This window comes from Pseudomonas gingeri, from assembly GCF_013385635.1.
Taxonomy (GTDB): domain Bacteria; phylum Pseudomonadota; class Gammaproteobacteria; order Pseudomonadales; family Pseudomonadaceae; genus Aquipseudomonas; species Aquipseudomonas gingeri_A.
Map to the genome: position 1 here is coordinate 256,092 of NZ_JACAPR010000028.1, position 17,010 is coordinate 273,101.

The window sequence follows — 17,010 nt, forward strand, 5'->3', positions numbered from 1 at the left end:
TTATTTTCCTTCTGAAGAAACAGTGGTCAGGCGAGACTGCAAGGCGCGAAAGGCAATGCCGCGTTCGTCGCCCAGGACAAAGGCGTTGACCCCGCGTGCGCGCCAGCGGGCCGCGTCGCCGGGTTGCCGTGGAATGGTGCAATACGCCACCCCGGCGGCCTTGGCCGCCTGCCAGGTGTCGAGCAGGGCCTGCTGCACCGCGGGCTGGTCGATCTGCCAGGGCATGCCCAGGGATTGCGACAGGTCGGCCGCGCCCTCGAGGAGCATGTCCAGCCCTGGTACCGCGGCGATCTCGGCGGCACGCCGCACGCCCTCGGCGCTTTCGATCATCGCCACCAGCAGGATCTGTTGGTTGGCCGCTTCGACGTACCGCGCCAGGCTGTGCTTGCCGAACGAACCGGGACGCCCGGCATTGAGGCTGCGCCGCCCCAGCGGGTGGTACTTGCACGCGGCGATGGCCGCGGCCAGTTGCACCGGGCATTCGACCATCGGCAGGACGATACCCTGGGCACCGCCATCGAGCAGGCGCAACAGGGTCTTCGGATCGAGGTCGGCGACCCGCACCAACGGTGTCAGGTCATAGGCTTCCGCCGTGCGAATCATGTGCTCGACGGTTTCCGGATTGATCAGCACGTGTTCCATGTCGATGATCACGAAGTCGAAACCGGCCTCGGCGATCAGTTCGATGGCCGCCGGTGACGGAATCGAACTGATCAGTCCATGTACCACCTGGCCCGTGGCGAGCTTTTGCTTGAGCCGGTTGGTTCTCAGCATGGCTGCGGCCTGTGGGCATGCAGCGGGTTGGGCACCGAGCGGAAACGCCGCTCGCCATCACCCAGCAGGCGGCGCTTGGTCAGTTCCTCGACCTCATAGCTCGGGGCGAACACATCGAACAGGGCGAAGCGTTCCCGGTGCTGGGGATGGGCGGCCTGGTAGGCCAGGATCACCTCGGCGGTCATCTGCCAGAACAACCCTTCGTCCAGCTGATACTGCTGGCGCAGGAAGATCGCCATCTCCGTCAGGCAGATAAAGAAGAAACAGTCGCAGGAGAAATCGCGGACCGCATTGACATCGTCGGTGACGATGAACGAGTTGCGATTGAGCTTGGCGTGGCTGGCCGGCAGCGGCACCAGGGTCGGGCACAGCTCGGGCCGCCCCAGGTGTGCCGGCGAGTAACGCACGCCGTCGTGGAAATCCTTCAGGGCAATGCGCTGCGGCCAGCCCTGCTTGACGATCAGCACGATGTTCTGGCCATGGGACTCCATGCCGATGCCTTCGGCGTAGAGCATATGGATGATCGGCGGCACCGTGACTTCCAGCAACCGCCGCGTCCAGGCCTGCAGGCCGTACTGGCTGGTCCAGGCGTCGATAAAGGGTGACTGCAGGCCTTCGCCATAGCGGTTTTCCACATGGCTCAGGCCGTTGAACGGCACCGCCTGTTCGTCGGCCTTGAGGTAGTGATGCAGGCTCTCGCGCCAGATCGCGCCGAGGGTGCCGTAGGTCTGCGGGCCACGGGACTCGGGCAGGTGGTCATAGTCGAAGCTGATACCGGCGACTTCGCCAAGGATGACGAAATCCAGCGCGCGGGCGGTGCTGTCACTGGCAATCAGTTGCTGCAGCCAGTCGGTGATGATAGGCCCGTTCATCACCGTGTGCCGGGCCAGGATCCGCGTGCTGGAGGTGTTGGTCATGCTCATCGCGAGCTTGACGTAAGGCCGCTCCCTGGCGCTGGCATTGGCCAGGGTGCGGATCGACTGCTGGGCCTTGTAGAGATCGTCCGAGGTGCCCAGGTAGATCAGTTCGCCACTGAGCAGCTCCGGGTAGAACGCCGAGACGATGGTGTTATCCCACTGCCAGGGGTGCACCGGCATCAATTGGTAGTCGTCGATGGAGCGGCCCTGGCTGGCGAGGGTGCGGGTTGCCAGGTCCCAGCGCGAGGTGCCAAGTTCCCGCCGGATAAAGACCTGGAAATCCAGGGCGCGGGAATGATTGACCGCTGCCCGGGAGCGGGCGACCGCCAGCCACACCACCGCGATGGGCATGGCGAACTCCGGCCCGTACTGGACGTTGTCCGCCAGGGAGAAGCCGATGCGCGACTTGTAGCACGGGTGGTAGCTGTGGGCGTCCATGAAATGCTGTTCCAGGGCATCCACGTCCAACTCATGGGCCGGCCGGTCGGCCTGGTAGCCCTGGCTGCGGGCCTGCAGGTCCTTGAGCTGGGTCTGCTCCAGTTCATGGATGAAACGCGCCAGGTGCGGGCTGTCGCGAAATTCGCCAAGCCATTCCGCCAGCGCCTGGTGCAAGCTCGGCGTGCTGCTCCGACCCTCGCTGTCCAGGCGCTCCAGGCTGGCATGATCGAGGCGGATCACTTCGAAACTGGCACTGAGCAGGCCGTCGCAACGGTACTCGACCGCCGCCCCGCCGGCATCCCGGCCGGTCACGCTGAAACGATGGCGGCCAGCGCCCAGGGAATCCTGTCGATAAGGCAGCACCGCTTCATACAAGAGAGTCTGCAGCAGCTGCCCCACCACCCGCCGCTGCACGCGTTCCGCGCAGCGGGCATCGACCGTGGCCAGCCAGGCACCGGTGGCCGGGGTGCGCATACGCGGTGTTGCCGATTCGAAAGTCGTCATGTCCATACCTTGTCGAAAGAGAAACTATCGGTGTTCGACGGTGGCGGGCGAAGCCTCGACCGTCTCGTCGTGAAGGGGGAAGCGCCAGGCACAGGGCAATGCCAGCAGGATCAGTACGCCGGTGGCGGCAAACACTTCGCTGATGGCCGAAGCCGTGGCCGCCTGCCCTCCCGCGCCCAGGCGCCACTCCAGCCAGAGCGAGGCGATGACAATCGCCAGGGACGCCACCAGGCGCCGGGAGATGTTGTTCATCGCCGCGCCCTGGGTGACCATCGGTTCGGGCAGGGCATTGAGCCCGGCGGTGGTCACCGGCATGTACGACAGCCCCAGGCCGGCCCCGCGCACCATCATCAGCGCGAACACCACGGCGATGCTCGCATCGGCCTTGAGCATGCCCAGGGCCAGGGTCGAGATACCGGTCAGCAGCAACCCGAGCGCCACCACCGTGCGCGGACCATGACGGTCCAGGGCCTTGCCGCCCCACTGGCCGAACAGGCTGGCGAACGCCGCCGTGCACAGCAGTGCCAGGCCGGTCCAGATGGCGCTGTAGCCCAGCACGATCTGCACCAGCAGCGGCAGCAGCACCAGGCACTCGAACATGCCGACCGACTGCACCACGGCAATGATCACGCTCAGGCGATAGCCACGCAGGGCGAAGATCCGCAGGTTGAGCAAGGGCGCCCTGCGGCTCAATTCCACCCGGACAAAGGCCACCAGGCACAGCACACCCACCAGCAACAGCCCGAGGTTGAGCGGATCGAAGAGTGTCGCGGCATGGCGCAGGCGGCTGATGGAGACCATCAACAGGCCAATGCCCGAGGCGATCAGCAGATAGCCGGCGAGGTCGAACGGCTGACGCTCGCCAGGTTCCGAATCCGGCAGCACGGCGATGCCCAGGACCAGCGCCAGCAGGCCGACCGGCACATTCATCAGGAACAGCGAACGCCAGCTGAACCACTCCAGCAGCAGGCTGCCGCACAGGGGCCCGAGCGCCGGGGCGAGCATCACCGCCGCGCTCCACAGCCCGGTGACCCGCCCGCGCTCCGGCTTGGCATAGACCGCGAAGATGATCGCCAGCGACAAGGGGATCATCAGCCCGCTGGCAATGCCCTGCACCACCCGCGCGGCGATCACCAGGGCAATCGAGTTGGCCAGCGTACCGAGCAGCGAAGCTCCGACAAACAGCGCCACGCCCCACAGGTACAGGCGCTTGCGTCCCAGCCGCTGGCTGAGAAAGCTGGTCAGCGGCATGGTCATGCCCATGCTGGTCATGAACCCGGCGACGATCCAGGTCGCCAGCAACGGGCCGATGCCGAAGACACTCATGAACGCCGGCAGCGCCGGGTTGAGCGAGCTGTTGCTGAGGCTCACCGTGAGTGTCCCCAGCAACACATTGATCACCACCCAGCGCCGTGGCACCTCGCGCCTCACACCCACTGGCCGGCGCCTCGCAGCAGCTCGCCGTTGTCCACGAAGTGCTGTGGCGGCCTGGGGTGGCAGAGGAAATCGACGTGGGAGATGTTGTAGCCATAGGCGCCGGCCAGCGGCAGCACCAGCAGGTCGCCGACGGCGACGCCCCTGAACGGCTGGCGCCGGCTGAGAATATCCTTGGGCGTGCACAGCTGGCCGACCACGGTGCACAACTGCTCCGTCGCCGCGGCAGCATGCGGGGTGTTCGGCAGGTGGATCACCGGGTGATCGTGACTCTGCGCGGCGGGCAGGCGGAACTGGTGCGTGCCGCCACGACAGACCAGGAAGTGCTCGCCATGGCTGGACTTGATATCCAGGACCTCAATCACGTAATAACCGCAGAAGGCACTGATAAAACGTCCCGGCTCGAAACGCAGCACCGGCGCATCGGCCTGTGCGGCCAGGCGCCGTTCCAGGTAACGACAGAACCGTTGCCAGTCGAAACGCTGCCCGGTGAGGTAGTCGACGCCGATCCCGCCACCCACGTTGAAATGGGTCAGTTGCTCGGGATAGGCCGCCAGCGCCTTCCACCGCTGCCAGCATTGCAGATAGAAATCCAGCAACTGCTCATGACGTTCCACCGACAACTGATGGGACATGGCATGTACATGGAAGCCCTTGAGGCTCAGGTGGCTGGCGTTGTCGACCTGCCGCACCGCACGAGCCAGTTCCGACTCGTCGATACCGAACGGCGTGGCGGTGCCGGCCATGGCCAGCTTGCTCGACAGGGTCGACGGCAACTGCGGGTTGATCCGGATAAACACTGGCTGGACCCGCCCCGCCTCGTTGGCCAGATGTTGCAGGCGCCCGATTTCGCCGAGGCTTTCCACATGAATGGCTTCGACCTGATGCTCCAGCGCCGCGCGCAGGTCGGAGTCGAGCTTGCCGGGGCCGGAGAACACATAGGGCTTGCGGGTCGGACAGGTCATGACCCGCTCGATCTCGCCCCCCGAGGAGATCTCGAAGCCGTGCACCAGAGGTGCCAGTGCCGCCAGCAACGGCGCCTCGCTGTTGGCCTTGATCGCGTAGTACAGCTCGACCCCGGCGGGCAATGCCGCCATGATCTCGCCGACATGCTCGCGTAACGCATCCAGGTCGTGGACGAAGGCCGCCAGTGGATCGCTGCTCAAGGCGCGAGCCTCGCCGATCGCCGCAAGTACGGTAGCGGGCAGATCAACCATGACGAACCTCCGCGGCCCAGGGCGATTGCAGGGTGACGTAGCCGGCCTGGCGATCCGCCTTGGCCGCCAGCCGCACCTTGAGATTGGTCTTGCAGGCAATCGGCTGGCCGGCGATCAGTGCATCGAGTTCCGGCGCTGGACGCACCAGTTCCTGGCGAATGCTGCGCAATTGCCCCTCGACCCGCTGCCACATCGCCGGCGCCAGGTGTGGACGCTCCCAGCTCAGGGCCAGCACGGCTTCGGACAAGTGGTTGATCAGCAGGCAGTAGGTGATCCGGTTCCAGCCCTGCTCGCGGGTATAGAGCAACGATTGGCGAACCCGAGGATGCAGGCCGATATCGATACCGTTCATGCCCAGTTCGTCGGTCAGCTTGACCCCTTCGAAGTCGCGCAACAGCAATTGTCGCGGGCGACCCTGATCATGGATCAGTACCGCATTCTGCAGGTGCGGCTCCATCACCACGCCATGGTTGAAAAACAGCGCCATGACCGGGCGCAGCAACAACGCCTGGTAGGTGTCGAACCAGTCCAGCAAGTGCGCGTCATCGAGCGCTTCGCCGTGGAAAGCCCCGAGGAACTCGTGCACCAGGGGGCGCGAATAGATATCACGGGCAAACAGGGTACCGGCCATGACACTGCATTCGGCACCGGCCCGGCGACAGAAGTTCTCCCGCAGGATCGCCCCGGTCTGCTCGCGGAACCAGTGAGCGTCGGTTTCCTCCGCCTGCGGCGGCGCCCAGCTCAGCGAACCCGGCTCGGCCACGGCCGACAGGCCGCCAAGGGTTTGCGGGTGGCTCTGTTGCAGACGCTGGAACAGCCGGTCGATGATCAGCGTGCTTTCCAGTTCGTACCAGGCGTTTTTCCTGACGCAGTTGGTGATGCGCACATTGAGCGAACCCTTGATGAAATAGTCATGGCCCTCTACGTACCAGGTCCGCATCGACGCGGTCGGGCTGGCCAGCGGGCCGCTGGTACCGTGATCGACGATCTCGCCCAGCTCCAGCAGCCGCTGCACGCGACGGTCCTGGCTGAACAGTTGCGCCTGCACCGGGTGCAGGCAGAGCAGCGCGTGCCCAGGCCGCGCCCGCGTCTGGTCGGCGAAACCGGCCAGCACCTGCTCTTCGCTCAAGCCATTGGCGGCGATCCGCAGTCCTGTCCGCGGCACTTCGAACAGATGCAACGCGGTCTGCGCCTGGAACTCCGGCGCATACGTCTCCTGGGCCAGGTGCGCGGGCCACAGGCGCGCCTTGGGCGCCGGATGGTTGGGGTGGCCGAACCACAGGCCCTGCTCGCTGGCGAGGTAGCCGCTCAGGGGCGCCGGCAGCCCCGGCTGCATGTTGTGCGCAACGATGGCGGCTGTCAGTTGCTGGCTTTGCAGGACCTGGTCAAGCAGTTCGTCGTTGCGGGCACCGGCCATATGCTCGCAGGCCGCCAGCAGTTGCTCGACGAACCCGGCAAAGTCCGCGCAGCGCCAGTTGTCGTCACCTTTCCGTGCATAGACATCGGACAGGTAACGCTGGCTGCCGAGGGGGTCCTGCCGATCGACCACGACAAAGAACTGTTGCTGGTTGGGCAGGCTGATGGTCAGGGGAATGCCCTTCCAGTCCAGTCCGTCCAGGTAGCTGCCGGGGGCAATCCCCTGCATATGGGCCGGCCATTCATAACGCAGGCAGTTTTCAGGGAGCGCGAACTCCTTGATCAGGCAATTGAGCAAGGCGCGGGTACTCGCCAACTCGCTGACCATTTTCGCTAGAACAGTGCGATCAGGGTTTTTCATAATTGCTCCACAGTAACGGCAAGGCCACGGACGAAGTGATTTCGCGTTCAATATCAAGTTGCCGTTCGTCATGAATAACGACCAGAAAAATCCGCAGGATCATTACTCGCCATCCAACAACCCGATAAACGCCAGGCAAACCTGAAGTTCGTCCGCATAAACACTTGAGGCTGACGGTCAATCCACTTATTCAAAAATAACTGCCAGGCCGCTCTTGAACTTGTTCAAGCCGGACTCATGACGCTCACCCGGGTTTCAGGCACGCAGTTGCAACAAAGCCGCGGACAACGCTGCTGCAAAACGTTCGATCACCAGGCGACAGTGTTCTTCATCAATGATCAGCGGCGGCAACAGGCGAATCACATTGCCATTTCGGCCGCCACGTTCCAGCAGCAGGCCTTGCCGGAAACAATGCTGCTGGATGGCCACGGCCAGGTCCGGAGCCATGGGAAAACTGCCCAGGCGATCGGCCGGCAGGCGCTCGTCGACCATCTCGATACCCAGCATCAGGCCGCGTCCGCGTACCTGGCCGATGGCCGGATAACGCTGCTGCAACAGCTGCAGTTGATCCTTGAGCCACTGTCCGCGAATCTCCGCCTGGGCCGCGAGATCCTGCTGCTGCAACACCCGCAGCGTAGCGAGGCCGGTGGCCATGGCCATCTGATTGCCACGGAAGGTCCCGGCGTGATTGCCCGGTGCCCAGGCATCGAACTGGCGCTTGATGCCCAGTACCGCCAGGGGCAGGCCGCCACCGACCGCCTTGGACATGACGATGATATCGGGCTCGATCCCGGCGTGTTCGAAGGCGAACATCTTGCCGGTGCGGGCAAAGCCGGCCTGCACTTCGTCGAGGATCAGCAGGATGCCGTGCTGGCGGGTCACCTCGCGCAACGTACGCAACCAACTGGCGGGAGCACTGTTGACCCCGCCCTCGCCCTGCACCGCCTCGACAATCACCGCCGCCGGCAGGGACACGCCGCTTTCGACGTCCTCGATGAACTGACGCAAGTAATAACTCAGCGCCTCGGTCCCCGCCTCGCCACCAATGCCCAGCGGGCAACGGTATTCGTGGGGATACGGGAGGAACTGCACGCCCGGCATCAGCGCGGCGACGGCATTTTTCGGCGCGGTATTGCCGGTCAGTGCCAGGGCACCGTGGGTCATGCCGTGGTAGGCACCGGAGAAACTGATGATGTTGCTGCGCCCGGTGAAGGTCTTGGCCAGTTTCAGCGCCGCCTCCACCGCATCCGCCCCGGACGGCCCGCAGAATTGCAGACAGTAGTCGCGCCCCTGCCCCGGCAGCAGGCCCAGCAGGGTTTCGCTGAAGGCATCCTTGAGCGGTGTGGTCAGGTCGAGGGTGTGCATCGGCAGCCCCGAGGACAGGAAGCTGTCGAGCGCCCCCATGATCGCCTCGTGGTTGTGGCCCAGGGCCAGGGTCCCGGCTCCCGCCAGGCAATCGAGGTAGGTATTGCCTTCGACATCCGTGACCCACACGCCATGGGCCTTGGCAATCGCCAGCGGCAACTTGCGCGGATAACTGCGGACATTGGATTCAAACTTGCTTTGTCGAGCCAGATAGTCGGTATTGGTTTTCTGCACAGGATTAGAATGCAATATGCCATCATTGAACATCTGTTAACCCTCCGTAAGTTCGGAATGCAAATTATTATCATTGCCAGGAAAGTGCAAGTCGTTACTTAAAGTTATTTCGAAAATTGTTGAATTTTTTTTGGAACTTAATAAAACAGGCAGACACAGAAAAACCCAAGTTTTCAAACTCGAGAAACTGTCGTATAGATGCCATGGATATGCCATGCATCCGCAACATGAAAGCAACTTATAAAGTTATGCCATCAAATTATTAGTCAACCTGAAAGTTGTAAAACACACACCATTTAATAACTCATCGCTATTCTTCCCCAGTCGCCTCCAGGCGATCACTGATCGGGAGTCTCCGGGCGCCGATCCCTGGCGCGGGGTTGCTGGATCAGAAGCCGACGGTCGCCGACAGCAGGTAGGTCCGGGGAGTCGCCAGGGTCAAGCCGGGCTCGCTGTCATCCGAGGCTCCGGCCGAACTCCAGTAGCGCTTGTCCATCACGTTCTCGACGCTGGCGCGCAGGGTGATGGCCTTGTCGTCGAGCTTGAAGGCGTAGCGGGCGCCGACGTCAAAACGCTCCCAGCTGTCGATTTCCTTGCTGTTGGCCTGGTCCAGGTATTGCGAACTGGAATAGATGCCACGCCCGGTCAGGGTCAGCCCCTGGACATGCGGCACATCCCACTCGGCGCCCAAGTTGACGTTGTACTCCGGTGTGGCCGGAGCCCGATTGCCGTCAAAGGTGCCGTTGGTGGTATTGGTCAGCTTGCTGTCGATGTACATGACCCCACCGAGCACGCGGAAGCCCTTGAGCGGTTCGCCGAATACGCTCAATTCCACGCCACGGTTCTGGCGCTTGCCGTTCGGGCCGAAGACCAGGGTCTTGGCATTGGTCTCGTAGGCCGGCTGCTTGATCTGGAATACGGCGGCGGTCAGGGCGAAGGCACCCAGGTCATATTTGGCCCCGACCTCGACCTGGCGGCTGATGAACGGCGGGAAGATCTGGTCCTCGTTGACCGAGGTCGACGGGGCGATCTTGCCCTGGCTCAGGCCTTCCATATAGTTGGCATACAGCGACAACTCGTCGGTGGCCTTGAACAGGATGCCGCCCGACGGCGAGATCTTTTCTTCATCGTAGGAGGTGTCGCCCTTGATGCCATTGGTCCAGTCGTCCACTTTCACCCGCTGCCAGCGGGCACCGAGGGTCAGCAGCAGGCGGTCATCGAAGAAGCCCAGGGTATCGGACAGCGCCACGCCGCTGAAGCGGTTCTCGGTATAGACCTTGTCGTCGTACCGCGTGGGCGTGCCGGGCTCCGGGGTCTGCACCGGGTTGAACAGGTTGCTGTTGCCCAAGGCGTAGCGCGCGCCGCCGTTGGTGAAGTCCATGTAGAAGTCGCTGGCGGCCAGGTTGACTTCATGGCTCACAGGCCCTGTATGGAACCAGCTGCGCACGCCGGCCGTGGCGGTGCGGACGTTTTCGTCACGGGTGAAGTCCCGCGGCTGGACGCTGAAGTTACCGGCGTTGTTGATGACCGAGACGGCATGGCGAAGGAAGTCGTGGTTGCTTTGCCGTACACCCACTCCACCGTAGAGCATGACCGAATCGCTGAGATCGTATTCACCATTCAGCGTGCCGAAAGTGTCCTTGGTATGGGCCCAGCTCCAGGCCTGCGCATAGTTGCGACGCACATCGTTGGGGTTCGGTACCTGGGCATTGGGGCCGATCTGTACGCGCTCCTGCGGGGCATCGGTATCGCGCTCGGTGTGGCCGATATCCGTCGACAGGCGTAGGCGCTCGCCGCGAAAATCCAGGCCCAGTACGGCCATCTCGCGGTCGACATCCTGGTGGTCCCAGGTGGTGTCGCCGGACTGCTTGACGCCGTTGAAACGGATGCCGAACTTGTTCTCGTCACCAAACCGGCGACCGATGTCCACCGCACCGCCGGTCTGGCTGTCGGAAGCGTAGCTGCCGGTGAACTCGGTGATCGGCTTGTCGGTCGCGCGCTTGGGCACCACGTTGATGCCACCGCCGACGCTGCCCCGTGGCGAGATACCGTTGATCAGTTGGCTCGGCCCCTTGAGGATGTCCACGCGCTCGGCCATTTCCATGTCGATCGTATAGGTCGGCAGCACACCGTAGAGGCCGTTATAGGAAACATCGCTGTTGAACAGGCTGAAGCCGCGGATGGTGAACTGCTCGTAGCGTCCGCCGGCCGGATTGGTGGCACGTACCGACGGGTCGCTGGCGACCAGGTCGCCGAGGGTGCGCGCCTGCAGGTTCTTGACCGCCTCGCTGGTGTAGGTGGTCATGCTGAACGGCGTTTCCATGAAGTCCCGCGAACCGAGCAGGCCCTGCGAGCCACGTCGCGCGACCTGTCCGCCGGCGTAGGCAGAGCTGCCGGTGGCGTCGCCGGTACCGAGGATCGAAGTGGTTGGCAACTGCACGCTGCCCCCTTCCGGCGCGGGTACCAGCGTATAGGCCTGCTCCCCCACCGGTTGCAGTTGCAGGCCGGAGCCCTGCAGCAACCGTGCGAAGCCCTCTTGCACATCGTAGTCGCCAAACAGACCGCCACTCTGGCGACCGCTCACCAGCGCCGGGTCCACCGACAGGTTGACCCCGGCCAGCCCGGCGAAACGGGTCAAGGCCGCGCCGAGGCTGCCGGCCGGGACCTGGTAGCTACGGCGCGTGCCGCTGTCCGCCCAGGCGGGCGAGATCAGCAGCGGACTGGTACTGAGGGTCAACACAAGGCCAAAACGCAACAGCGGGCGCAACCGGAAAGGCGATACTGCAGACATGGGAAGAAGCTCTCGTATTTTGTTCACTTACCTGGAATGACCGGCGAGGTGAAAAAAAGGGACAGGCTTCACGCAATCTTTTTTTCCGCGGCGTTTTTTCGCGGAATCAGGGTGACCCAGTAACGGGTGCGCATCTGCACGTCCACCGGCAGGCTGGCCACCAGCAGGGCAAGAATGCGATCGGTGTTGTCCAGGCGAAAGCTGCCGGTGACCCGCAGCGCCTCAAGGGCCGGTTCCCAACGCAGCAGGCCGGGTCGATAGCGGCCCAACTCGCGCAGGAAATCCCCCAGCGGCTGGTTCTGCGCCATCAGCACACCGTCACGCCAACCGGGCAACTGGCCGTCGAACGTGCCGACCGGTCCGGCGCCCGAGGCGCGCAGGCTGATTTCATGGCCCTCGCCCAGCAGCAGCGACGGCCCTTGCAGCGGCTGCAACTGCACCGAGCCGCTGACCACCGACACCCGGCAATCGTCGGCATTGAGCCGGACACAGACCTCACTGCGGCTGACGATGATGCGCCCATAGGGGGCCTGGATGGTCAGGGCGGTACTGCCCGGGACCTTCAGCGACATTTCACCGCGAACCAGGGTCAGCAGCCTGGCGCGCAGATCGACATTGACGGCGCTGGCGGTATTGAGTTGCAGCGTACTGCCGTCGGCCAGCGGCACGCGCTTGCGCTCGCCCGTGGCGGTCTGCAGGTCGGCGCGCCAGACATCCAGCGGCAACTGGCGCCCCAGCAACCAGGCGGCGGGCACCAGCGTGGCCACCCCCAGGGCGCGTTTCAGCACCGCACGGCGGCCCGGATCCGGACGGTCCAGGGTGGCCATGGCCAGCGCCGCGGGCAGGCCGGAAAAGCGCTGGCGCAGAGTTTGCGCCTTCTGCCAGGCGGATTCGTGGGCACTGCTGCTGTCGCGCCAGTGTTGCAGCTTGCGTTGATCCTCGTCATTGGCCGCGCCCGACTCCAGCAGCGCCAGCCATTGCGCCGCGGCCCGGGCCACTTCACGGGTTTCGGGCGAGATACCGGAACGAATCAAAGCTCCACCAGCAGGCAATGCTCATAGGCCTGGGCAATATAGCGCTTGACCGTGCGCTCGGACACCTGCAGGCGTTCGGCGATATCGCGATAGCCCAAGCCTTCGAGCTGACTCCAGAGAAAGGCCCGGCGCACCACGGCGGGCATACCGTCGAGCAATTCATCCAGGGCCTGCAGGGTTTCCAGCAGCAACCAACGCTGCTCGGGCGACGGCACGCACTCTTCGGGCAACTGTGCCAGCGCCTCCAGATAGGCCTGTTCGAGGCTGCGTCGGGTGTAGAAATTGCTCAGCAGGCGCTTGCCGACGGTCAGCAGGTACGCTCGTGGCTCACGCAGGTCCGCCAGTTGCTGGGAACTGGAGAGCACCCGCAGGAAGGTGTCCTGACTCAGGTCGGCCGCATCCCAGGCATTGCCCATGCGCCGCCTCAGCCAGCTTTCCAGCCAGCCGCTGTGGTCGCGGTACAGGGCATGTAACGTGTGCTCCGTTGGCGTCGCTGCTTCAATCATGGGCCGAGGACCTGCGCGAAGGGTATCTTAAATGAGACTGATTCTAATTAGTGTTCTATTCATAAAGCAAGGCTGTGCCGGGCGAACAGCAGGCAATCTGATGGCCCCCGGACTGTCTTGAAACAGCCAGAATCACTTTATTTTCAGGCAGTTAGGTTGGGTTTAAATGCGCACTGTATGGGCCACGTTGATTTCGTTTTCCCTGGCGGGTGTTGCTCTTTGCGCCGATGGCAAAGAGCTGAAGTCCAATGACCGCTTCATGTGCAGCTGGGGCGCCGGCACGGCGGCCAGGGCCCAGGAGCTGAAGTTGTCGGGGGTTTCACTGTATGCCGCGCGGCAGAAGATCCAGTCCTACAAGTTCAACAGGAACTGGATGCGCATGATGGCCCTGGGTATCACCGAACAGACCTACGACAGTCAGTCGCGATTGAAACCCGAAGCCATCCGACGCGGCTTTTACGAGGACTGCGTCAAGTACAAGCTGGCGCGCCGATAGGAGACAGTCAGTTGGTCGCTACCTGGTCGGCATCACCCGAGGTCACCAGCGCCTTCAGCGAAGCATCGAACTGCTTCAGGGCATCGACCTGCAGTTCGCGCTGCTGGTCGATCTGCGCGGCGATTTCCGGTGCGGCCTTGCCACGCACCCAGACCGAGGGCAGTTCCTTGCCGGTGGAGCCTTCGGCCTTGCCGATATATTGCAGGTTCGAGTCATAGAACTTGGCGACAAAACGCGCTTCGAACTGGTTGTTGCGTTTGGTCACCAGGCGGCTGTAGGTGTCGAGCATCACCACCACGTCGGGCCGGGCCTGGACCACCGCATCGAGGTTGTCGTAGACGGTCACCGAAGTGAATTGTTTCTGCAACGAAGCCTTGAGCCAGTCGATCGCCAGTTTCGGGTCGGAACTGTTGATGAAGGCCGTGCTAATGCGCGAATCGAGGGCATCGTTCTTCGCGCCGTTCAACGCCACGCTGTGGTAGCGCTCGAGGTACTGGAGTGTGTTGACGGTGTTTTCGCTGTAGAGCACACCCACGGAGCGGGCCTGTTTCAAGCTGGCGCTGCTGTCGGCCACGGGCAGGAAATGGCAGGCCTGGTCATCGGTTGCCGCGCTGGCGGCAGAGACAGGGAAAGTAGCGGTCATACCGGTGCCGAGGATGGCGACAAAAGCCAGCAGGGTCGAAATTTTCATCGCTCGGGTTCCTTCAGAAGCAGGTTCAGTATGACGCTATCTTCCTCTTTCGTCCGAAAAACAGAACTTGCGTTTTTCGATGGTCACTATCAACCGAACGAATGGTGGAAGGCAGCGAGCTGCAATGTCGACGTCACTCAGGCTGATGTCCTGAAACGTCCCTCCCTGGCGCTGAGCGGCGGCTTTACTCACGCAATGACTCCAGGAAGAGCCTAGCAGAGACAAAACGCGCCACGGGCATTTTCTGACCTTTCGGACAGGCTGCATTCAACCTTCGAAGGCAGCGCAACCCTGGCTATAACCCGGCGGACTATTCAGCCTGGAACACATAACTTAGGCGTCTGAACACGGGCAAAAGTCACCTCGGCCGACAGATAATGTTCAATCGCCGAAAAGCCCCTCGGACAGCCCTTCGGCACAAACCCGCGCCCGGGCCACCAGCGCCTCGATCCAGGGCACCTCCGCCGGATTGACCACGGCATAGCGGTCCGGCGCAAAGAACGTCCAGTGATGGGCCGCCGCGGTCAGCCGCGCCAGCTCGTCGGGGTTCAGCCAATACTCGGTGCGGGTGACCAGCAGCGGCGCCGCGGAAAACCGCATTCCCAGGGACAGGTTGGTGCGCGGCGCAAAGACAATCGCCAGCTCATGACTCAACTGCCAGTGCCGGTCCGCCGTGGGGCGTACCTGCGTGCCGTAACCACGGAAAGTCCCGGCGATGCGCTGGCGCAGTACCAGCCAGCGCCCTTCGACCGTCCGCGCCAGCACCCACTCCGAGATTCCGCTGTCGGGCATTTCCCTGATCTGGCCATCGATCCACTGGGGAATCTGGTGCCGGTCGGGATCGAAGTCGTTCGACCACAGGCTGATCGCGGATACCAGGCGGTGCTGCTCCAGTTCGACTTCTCCGGCCTCGGGCATGGCCTGCCAATAACGCAGCCGCGGATCCTGCGCGGCACAGCGTCGATTCCAGGCCACCCAACCGCCGACCAGCAGCAGCGTGCTGGTCACCAGCCCCGCGACGATCACCGGCCAATGCCGGGCAGGATCGAAATCAGGCGCCAGCAGCCATTGATAGAGCGACAGGACAATCCACAGGAGCAGCGCCGGCAACCAGGTCCCGATCACCAGCGGCAGGATCAGCCACTCCAGCCAGCCGCTGGTGTGAACGCGAGCCTGATAACGCGCCCAGGCCTGCTCCTGCGGCAGCATCGGCGACGGATCGCGGGCGATGATCCGGGCGTCAGGCGTGTGGAAGCGCAGGTAAAACTCATGTTCGTTGGCGGGCATAGCGAATGGCGGTCCTTGCCCGGGCTCGCATCACGCAAGCCGTCACGGGGTGGGCGGCAACGGTAGCACAGGCGCCCGGCCGGTTTTCTTGCACAGCCTAGGAACAGGCCTCGACCACCCACCTCACCTTTTCCAGCGCACCGCGCAACGCACCCAGTTCCACCGACCCCAGGGCCAGACGCAGGGCATGGGGCACATGGGCGGAAATGGCAAAGGGCTCGGCGGTCGAGACCGAAACGTTCCGGTCCAGCAACTCGCGGGTGATATGGTCCGCCCGCGCCTCCTCGGACAACGGCAGCCAGAGGAAATAGGACGAGGGATGAGTGATACAGGGCAACCCCGCCAGCACCTGTGCCGCCAGCGCCTGTCGGGCCCGGGCGTCCTCGCGCTTTTCGGCCTCCAGGCGCATGACCGTGCCATCGTCGAGCCAGGCACAGGCCAGGGCCGTCATCACGCCCGGGGTATTCCAGGTGGTTGCCCGGATCGTTCGCTGCAAGGTCGCCACCCTGTCCAGCGGCGCCACGACAAAACCCACCCGCAAGCCGGTGGCGATATTCTTCGAAAAACCGGAGACATAGACCGTCCGTTCGGGGGCCAACTCGATCAACGGCGCCGGAGGTTCCTCAGCCAGGAAGGCATAGGCGGCATCCTCGATCACCAGCAGGTCGTGCCGGCGGGCAATCGCCACCAAGTGCTCGCGCTGCCCCATGTCCAGCACCCAGCCCAGCGGATTGTGCAACGTCGGCATGGTGTACAGCGCCCGCACGCGTCGCCCCTGGCAGAGGCGATCCAGGGCCTCCAGGTCGGGGCCATGATCGAGCACCGGAATCGGCAGGATCTCCAGGTGCAGGGCCTCGGCCAGCACCTTGAAGCCGGAATAGGTCAGCGCATCGGCGGCAATCACATCGCCGGGCTGCAGCAGCGCCATCATCGTCACCGCCAGGCCATGCTGGGCACCGCTGACCAGCAGCACCTGCTCGGCCGTCACCGCCAGCCCGCGCACCTGCAGGTGGCGGGCCACCGAGGCACGTTCATGCTGGCGCCCGGCATGGGGCTGATAGCGCAACAGGGACTCCAGGTCGCCCGACAGCGCGAGTTGCCGCAACGCATTGCGCAGCAGTTCCGACTGGCCCGGCAGCGCCGGGTAGTTGAAGTTGAGGTCCGCCACGCCCACGGCGATTTCCGGCTGGTCGATGCCCTGCCCCGGTGGCAGCGACGTTTCCCTGACAAAGGTGCCGCGCCCCGTCTCGCCACTGACCAGACCCATGGCTTCCAGCTCGCCATAGACCCGGCTGGCCGTCACCAGCGCCAGCCCGTGGCTCGCGGCCAGCTGGCGATGAGGTGGCAGGCGCGTACCCGGTGACAGACGCCCGGAGCGGATATCCGCCGCCAGGCTGTCCACCAGCGATTTGTAGCGTGAGCGTGGCATAGCGAATGTATCCATGACAATTTTTTGATTGTCATGATATTCAACCCTAGGATGCCTTTTGTGCAACCCCTGATGCGGTGGCGCAACCCCTCCCAGGCCAACCGTACGGAGCAAGC

General features: G+C 63.7%; 13 protein-coding genes. 1 reads left to right on the forward strand and 12 read right to left on the reverse strand.

Annotated elements, in window-relative coordinates; genetic code table 11:
* The 9 genes from HX851_RS29565 to HX851_RS29605 all read right to left on the reverse strand — a co-directional run bounded on the left by HX851_RS29565 (position 1) and on the right by HX851_RS29605 (position 12,991).
* Complete coding sequence (locus HX851_RS29565) at positions 1-774, reverse strand: HpcH/HpaI aldolase family protein (protein ID WP_177064914.1); 774 nt, start codon at positions 772-774, stop codon at positions 1-3.
* On the reverse strand, positions 768-2,633 hold the full coding sequence (locus HX851_RS29570; RefSeq protein WP_177064913.1) for an IucA/IucC family protein: 1,866 nt from the start codon (positions 2,631-2,633) through the stop codon (positions 768-770). Before HX851_RS29570 ends, HX851_RS29565 begins: the two co-directional genes overlap by 7 nt.
* A 24-nt stretch (positions 2,634-2,657) precedes the next feature.
* Positions 2,658-4,064: a DHA2 family efflux MFS transporter permease subunit gene (locus HX851_RS29575; RefSeq protein WP_177065007.1), complete on the reverse strand. Its 1,407-nt coding sequence runs from the start codon at positions 4,062-4,064 to the stop codon at positions 2,658-2,660.
* A complete protein-coding gene (locus HX851_RS29580; protein ID WP_177064911.1) occupies positions 4,061-5,284 on the reverse strand; it encodes a type III PLP-dependent enzyme in 1,224 nt (407 codons plus the stop codon). Before HX851_RS29580 ends, HX851_RS29575 begins: the two co-directional genes overlap by 4 nt.
* Entirely contained in the window at positions 5,277-7,061 is a 1,785-nt protein-coding gene (locus HX851_RS29585; RefSeq protein WP_177064909.1) for an IucA/IucC family protein, read from the reverse strand. The genes HX851_RS29580 and HX851_RS29585 overlap by 8 nt, the downstream gene beginning before the upstream one ends.
* A gap of 255 nt (positions 7,062-7,316) precedes the next feature.
* A complete protein-coding gene (locus HX851_RS29590; protein WP_177064905.1) occupies positions 7,317-8,693 on the reverse strand; it encodes a diaminobutyrate--2-oxoglutarate transaminase in 1,377 nt (458 codons plus the stop codon).
* A 355-nt stretch (positions 8,694-9,048) separates the two neighbouring features.
* Positions 9,049-11,451 carry a TonB-dependent receptor gene (locus HX851_RS29595; RefSeq protein ID WP_177064903.1) on the reverse strand — a complete coding sequence of 801 codons (2,403 nt, stop codon included), beginning with the start codon at positions 11,449-11,451 and terminating at the stop codon, positions 9,049-9,051.
* A 68-nt stretch (positions 11,452-11,519) separates the two neighbouring features.
* The gene (locus HX851_RS29600) at positions 11,520-12,485 is read right to left on the reverse strand and encodes a FecR domain-containing protein (protein ID WP_177064900.1); all 966 of its coding nucleotides are present in this window, start codon (positions 12,483-12,485) and stop codon (positions 11,520-11,522) included.
* Complete coding sequence (locus HX851_RS29605; protein WP_177064899.1) at positions 12,482-12,991, reverse strand: sigma-70 family RNA polymerase sigma factor; 510 nt, start codon at positions 12,989-12,991, stop codon at positions 12,482-12,484. Before HX851_RS29605 ends, HX851_RS29600 begins: the two co-directional genes overlap by 4 nt.
* Positions 12,992-13,157: 166 nt before the next feature.
* On the opposite strand from HX851_RS29605, the gene HX851_RS29610 reads away from it, so the two are divergent.
* On the forward strand, positions 13,158-13,487 hold the full coding sequence (locus HX851_RS29610) for a hypothetical protein (RefSeq protein WP_177059824.1): 330 nt from the start codon (positions 13,158-13,160) through the stop codon (positions 13,485-13,487).
* A gap of 7 nt (positions 13,488-13,494) precedes the next feature.
* Here the strand turns inward: HX851_RS29610 and HX851_RS29615 are convergent, their stop codons facing one another.
* From HX851_RS29615 to HX851_RS29625, 3 genes are all read right to left on the reverse strand, one after another.
* On the reverse strand, positions 13,495-14,178 hold the full coding sequence (locus HX851_RS29615; RefSeq protein ID WP_177064897.1) for an ATPase: 684 nt from the start codon (positions 14,176-14,178) through the stop codon (positions 13,495-13,497).
* A 381-nt stretch (positions 14,179-14,559) separates the two neighbouring features.
* A complete protein-coding gene (locus HX851_RS29620; protein WP_177064895.1) occupies positions 14,560-15,465 on the reverse strand; it encodes a hypothetical protein in 906 nt (301 codons plus the stop codon).
* 97 nt (positions 15,466-15,562) lie between these two features.
* Positions 15,563-16,894 carry an aminotransferase-like domain-containing protein gene (locus HX851_RS29625; RefSeq protein WP_177064893.1) on the reverse strand — a complete coding sequence of 444 codons (1,332 nt, stop codon included), beginning with the start codon at positions 16,892-16,894 and terminating at the stop codon, positions 15,563-15,565.
* Between the last annotated feature and the right edge of the window lie 116 nt (positions 16,895-17,010).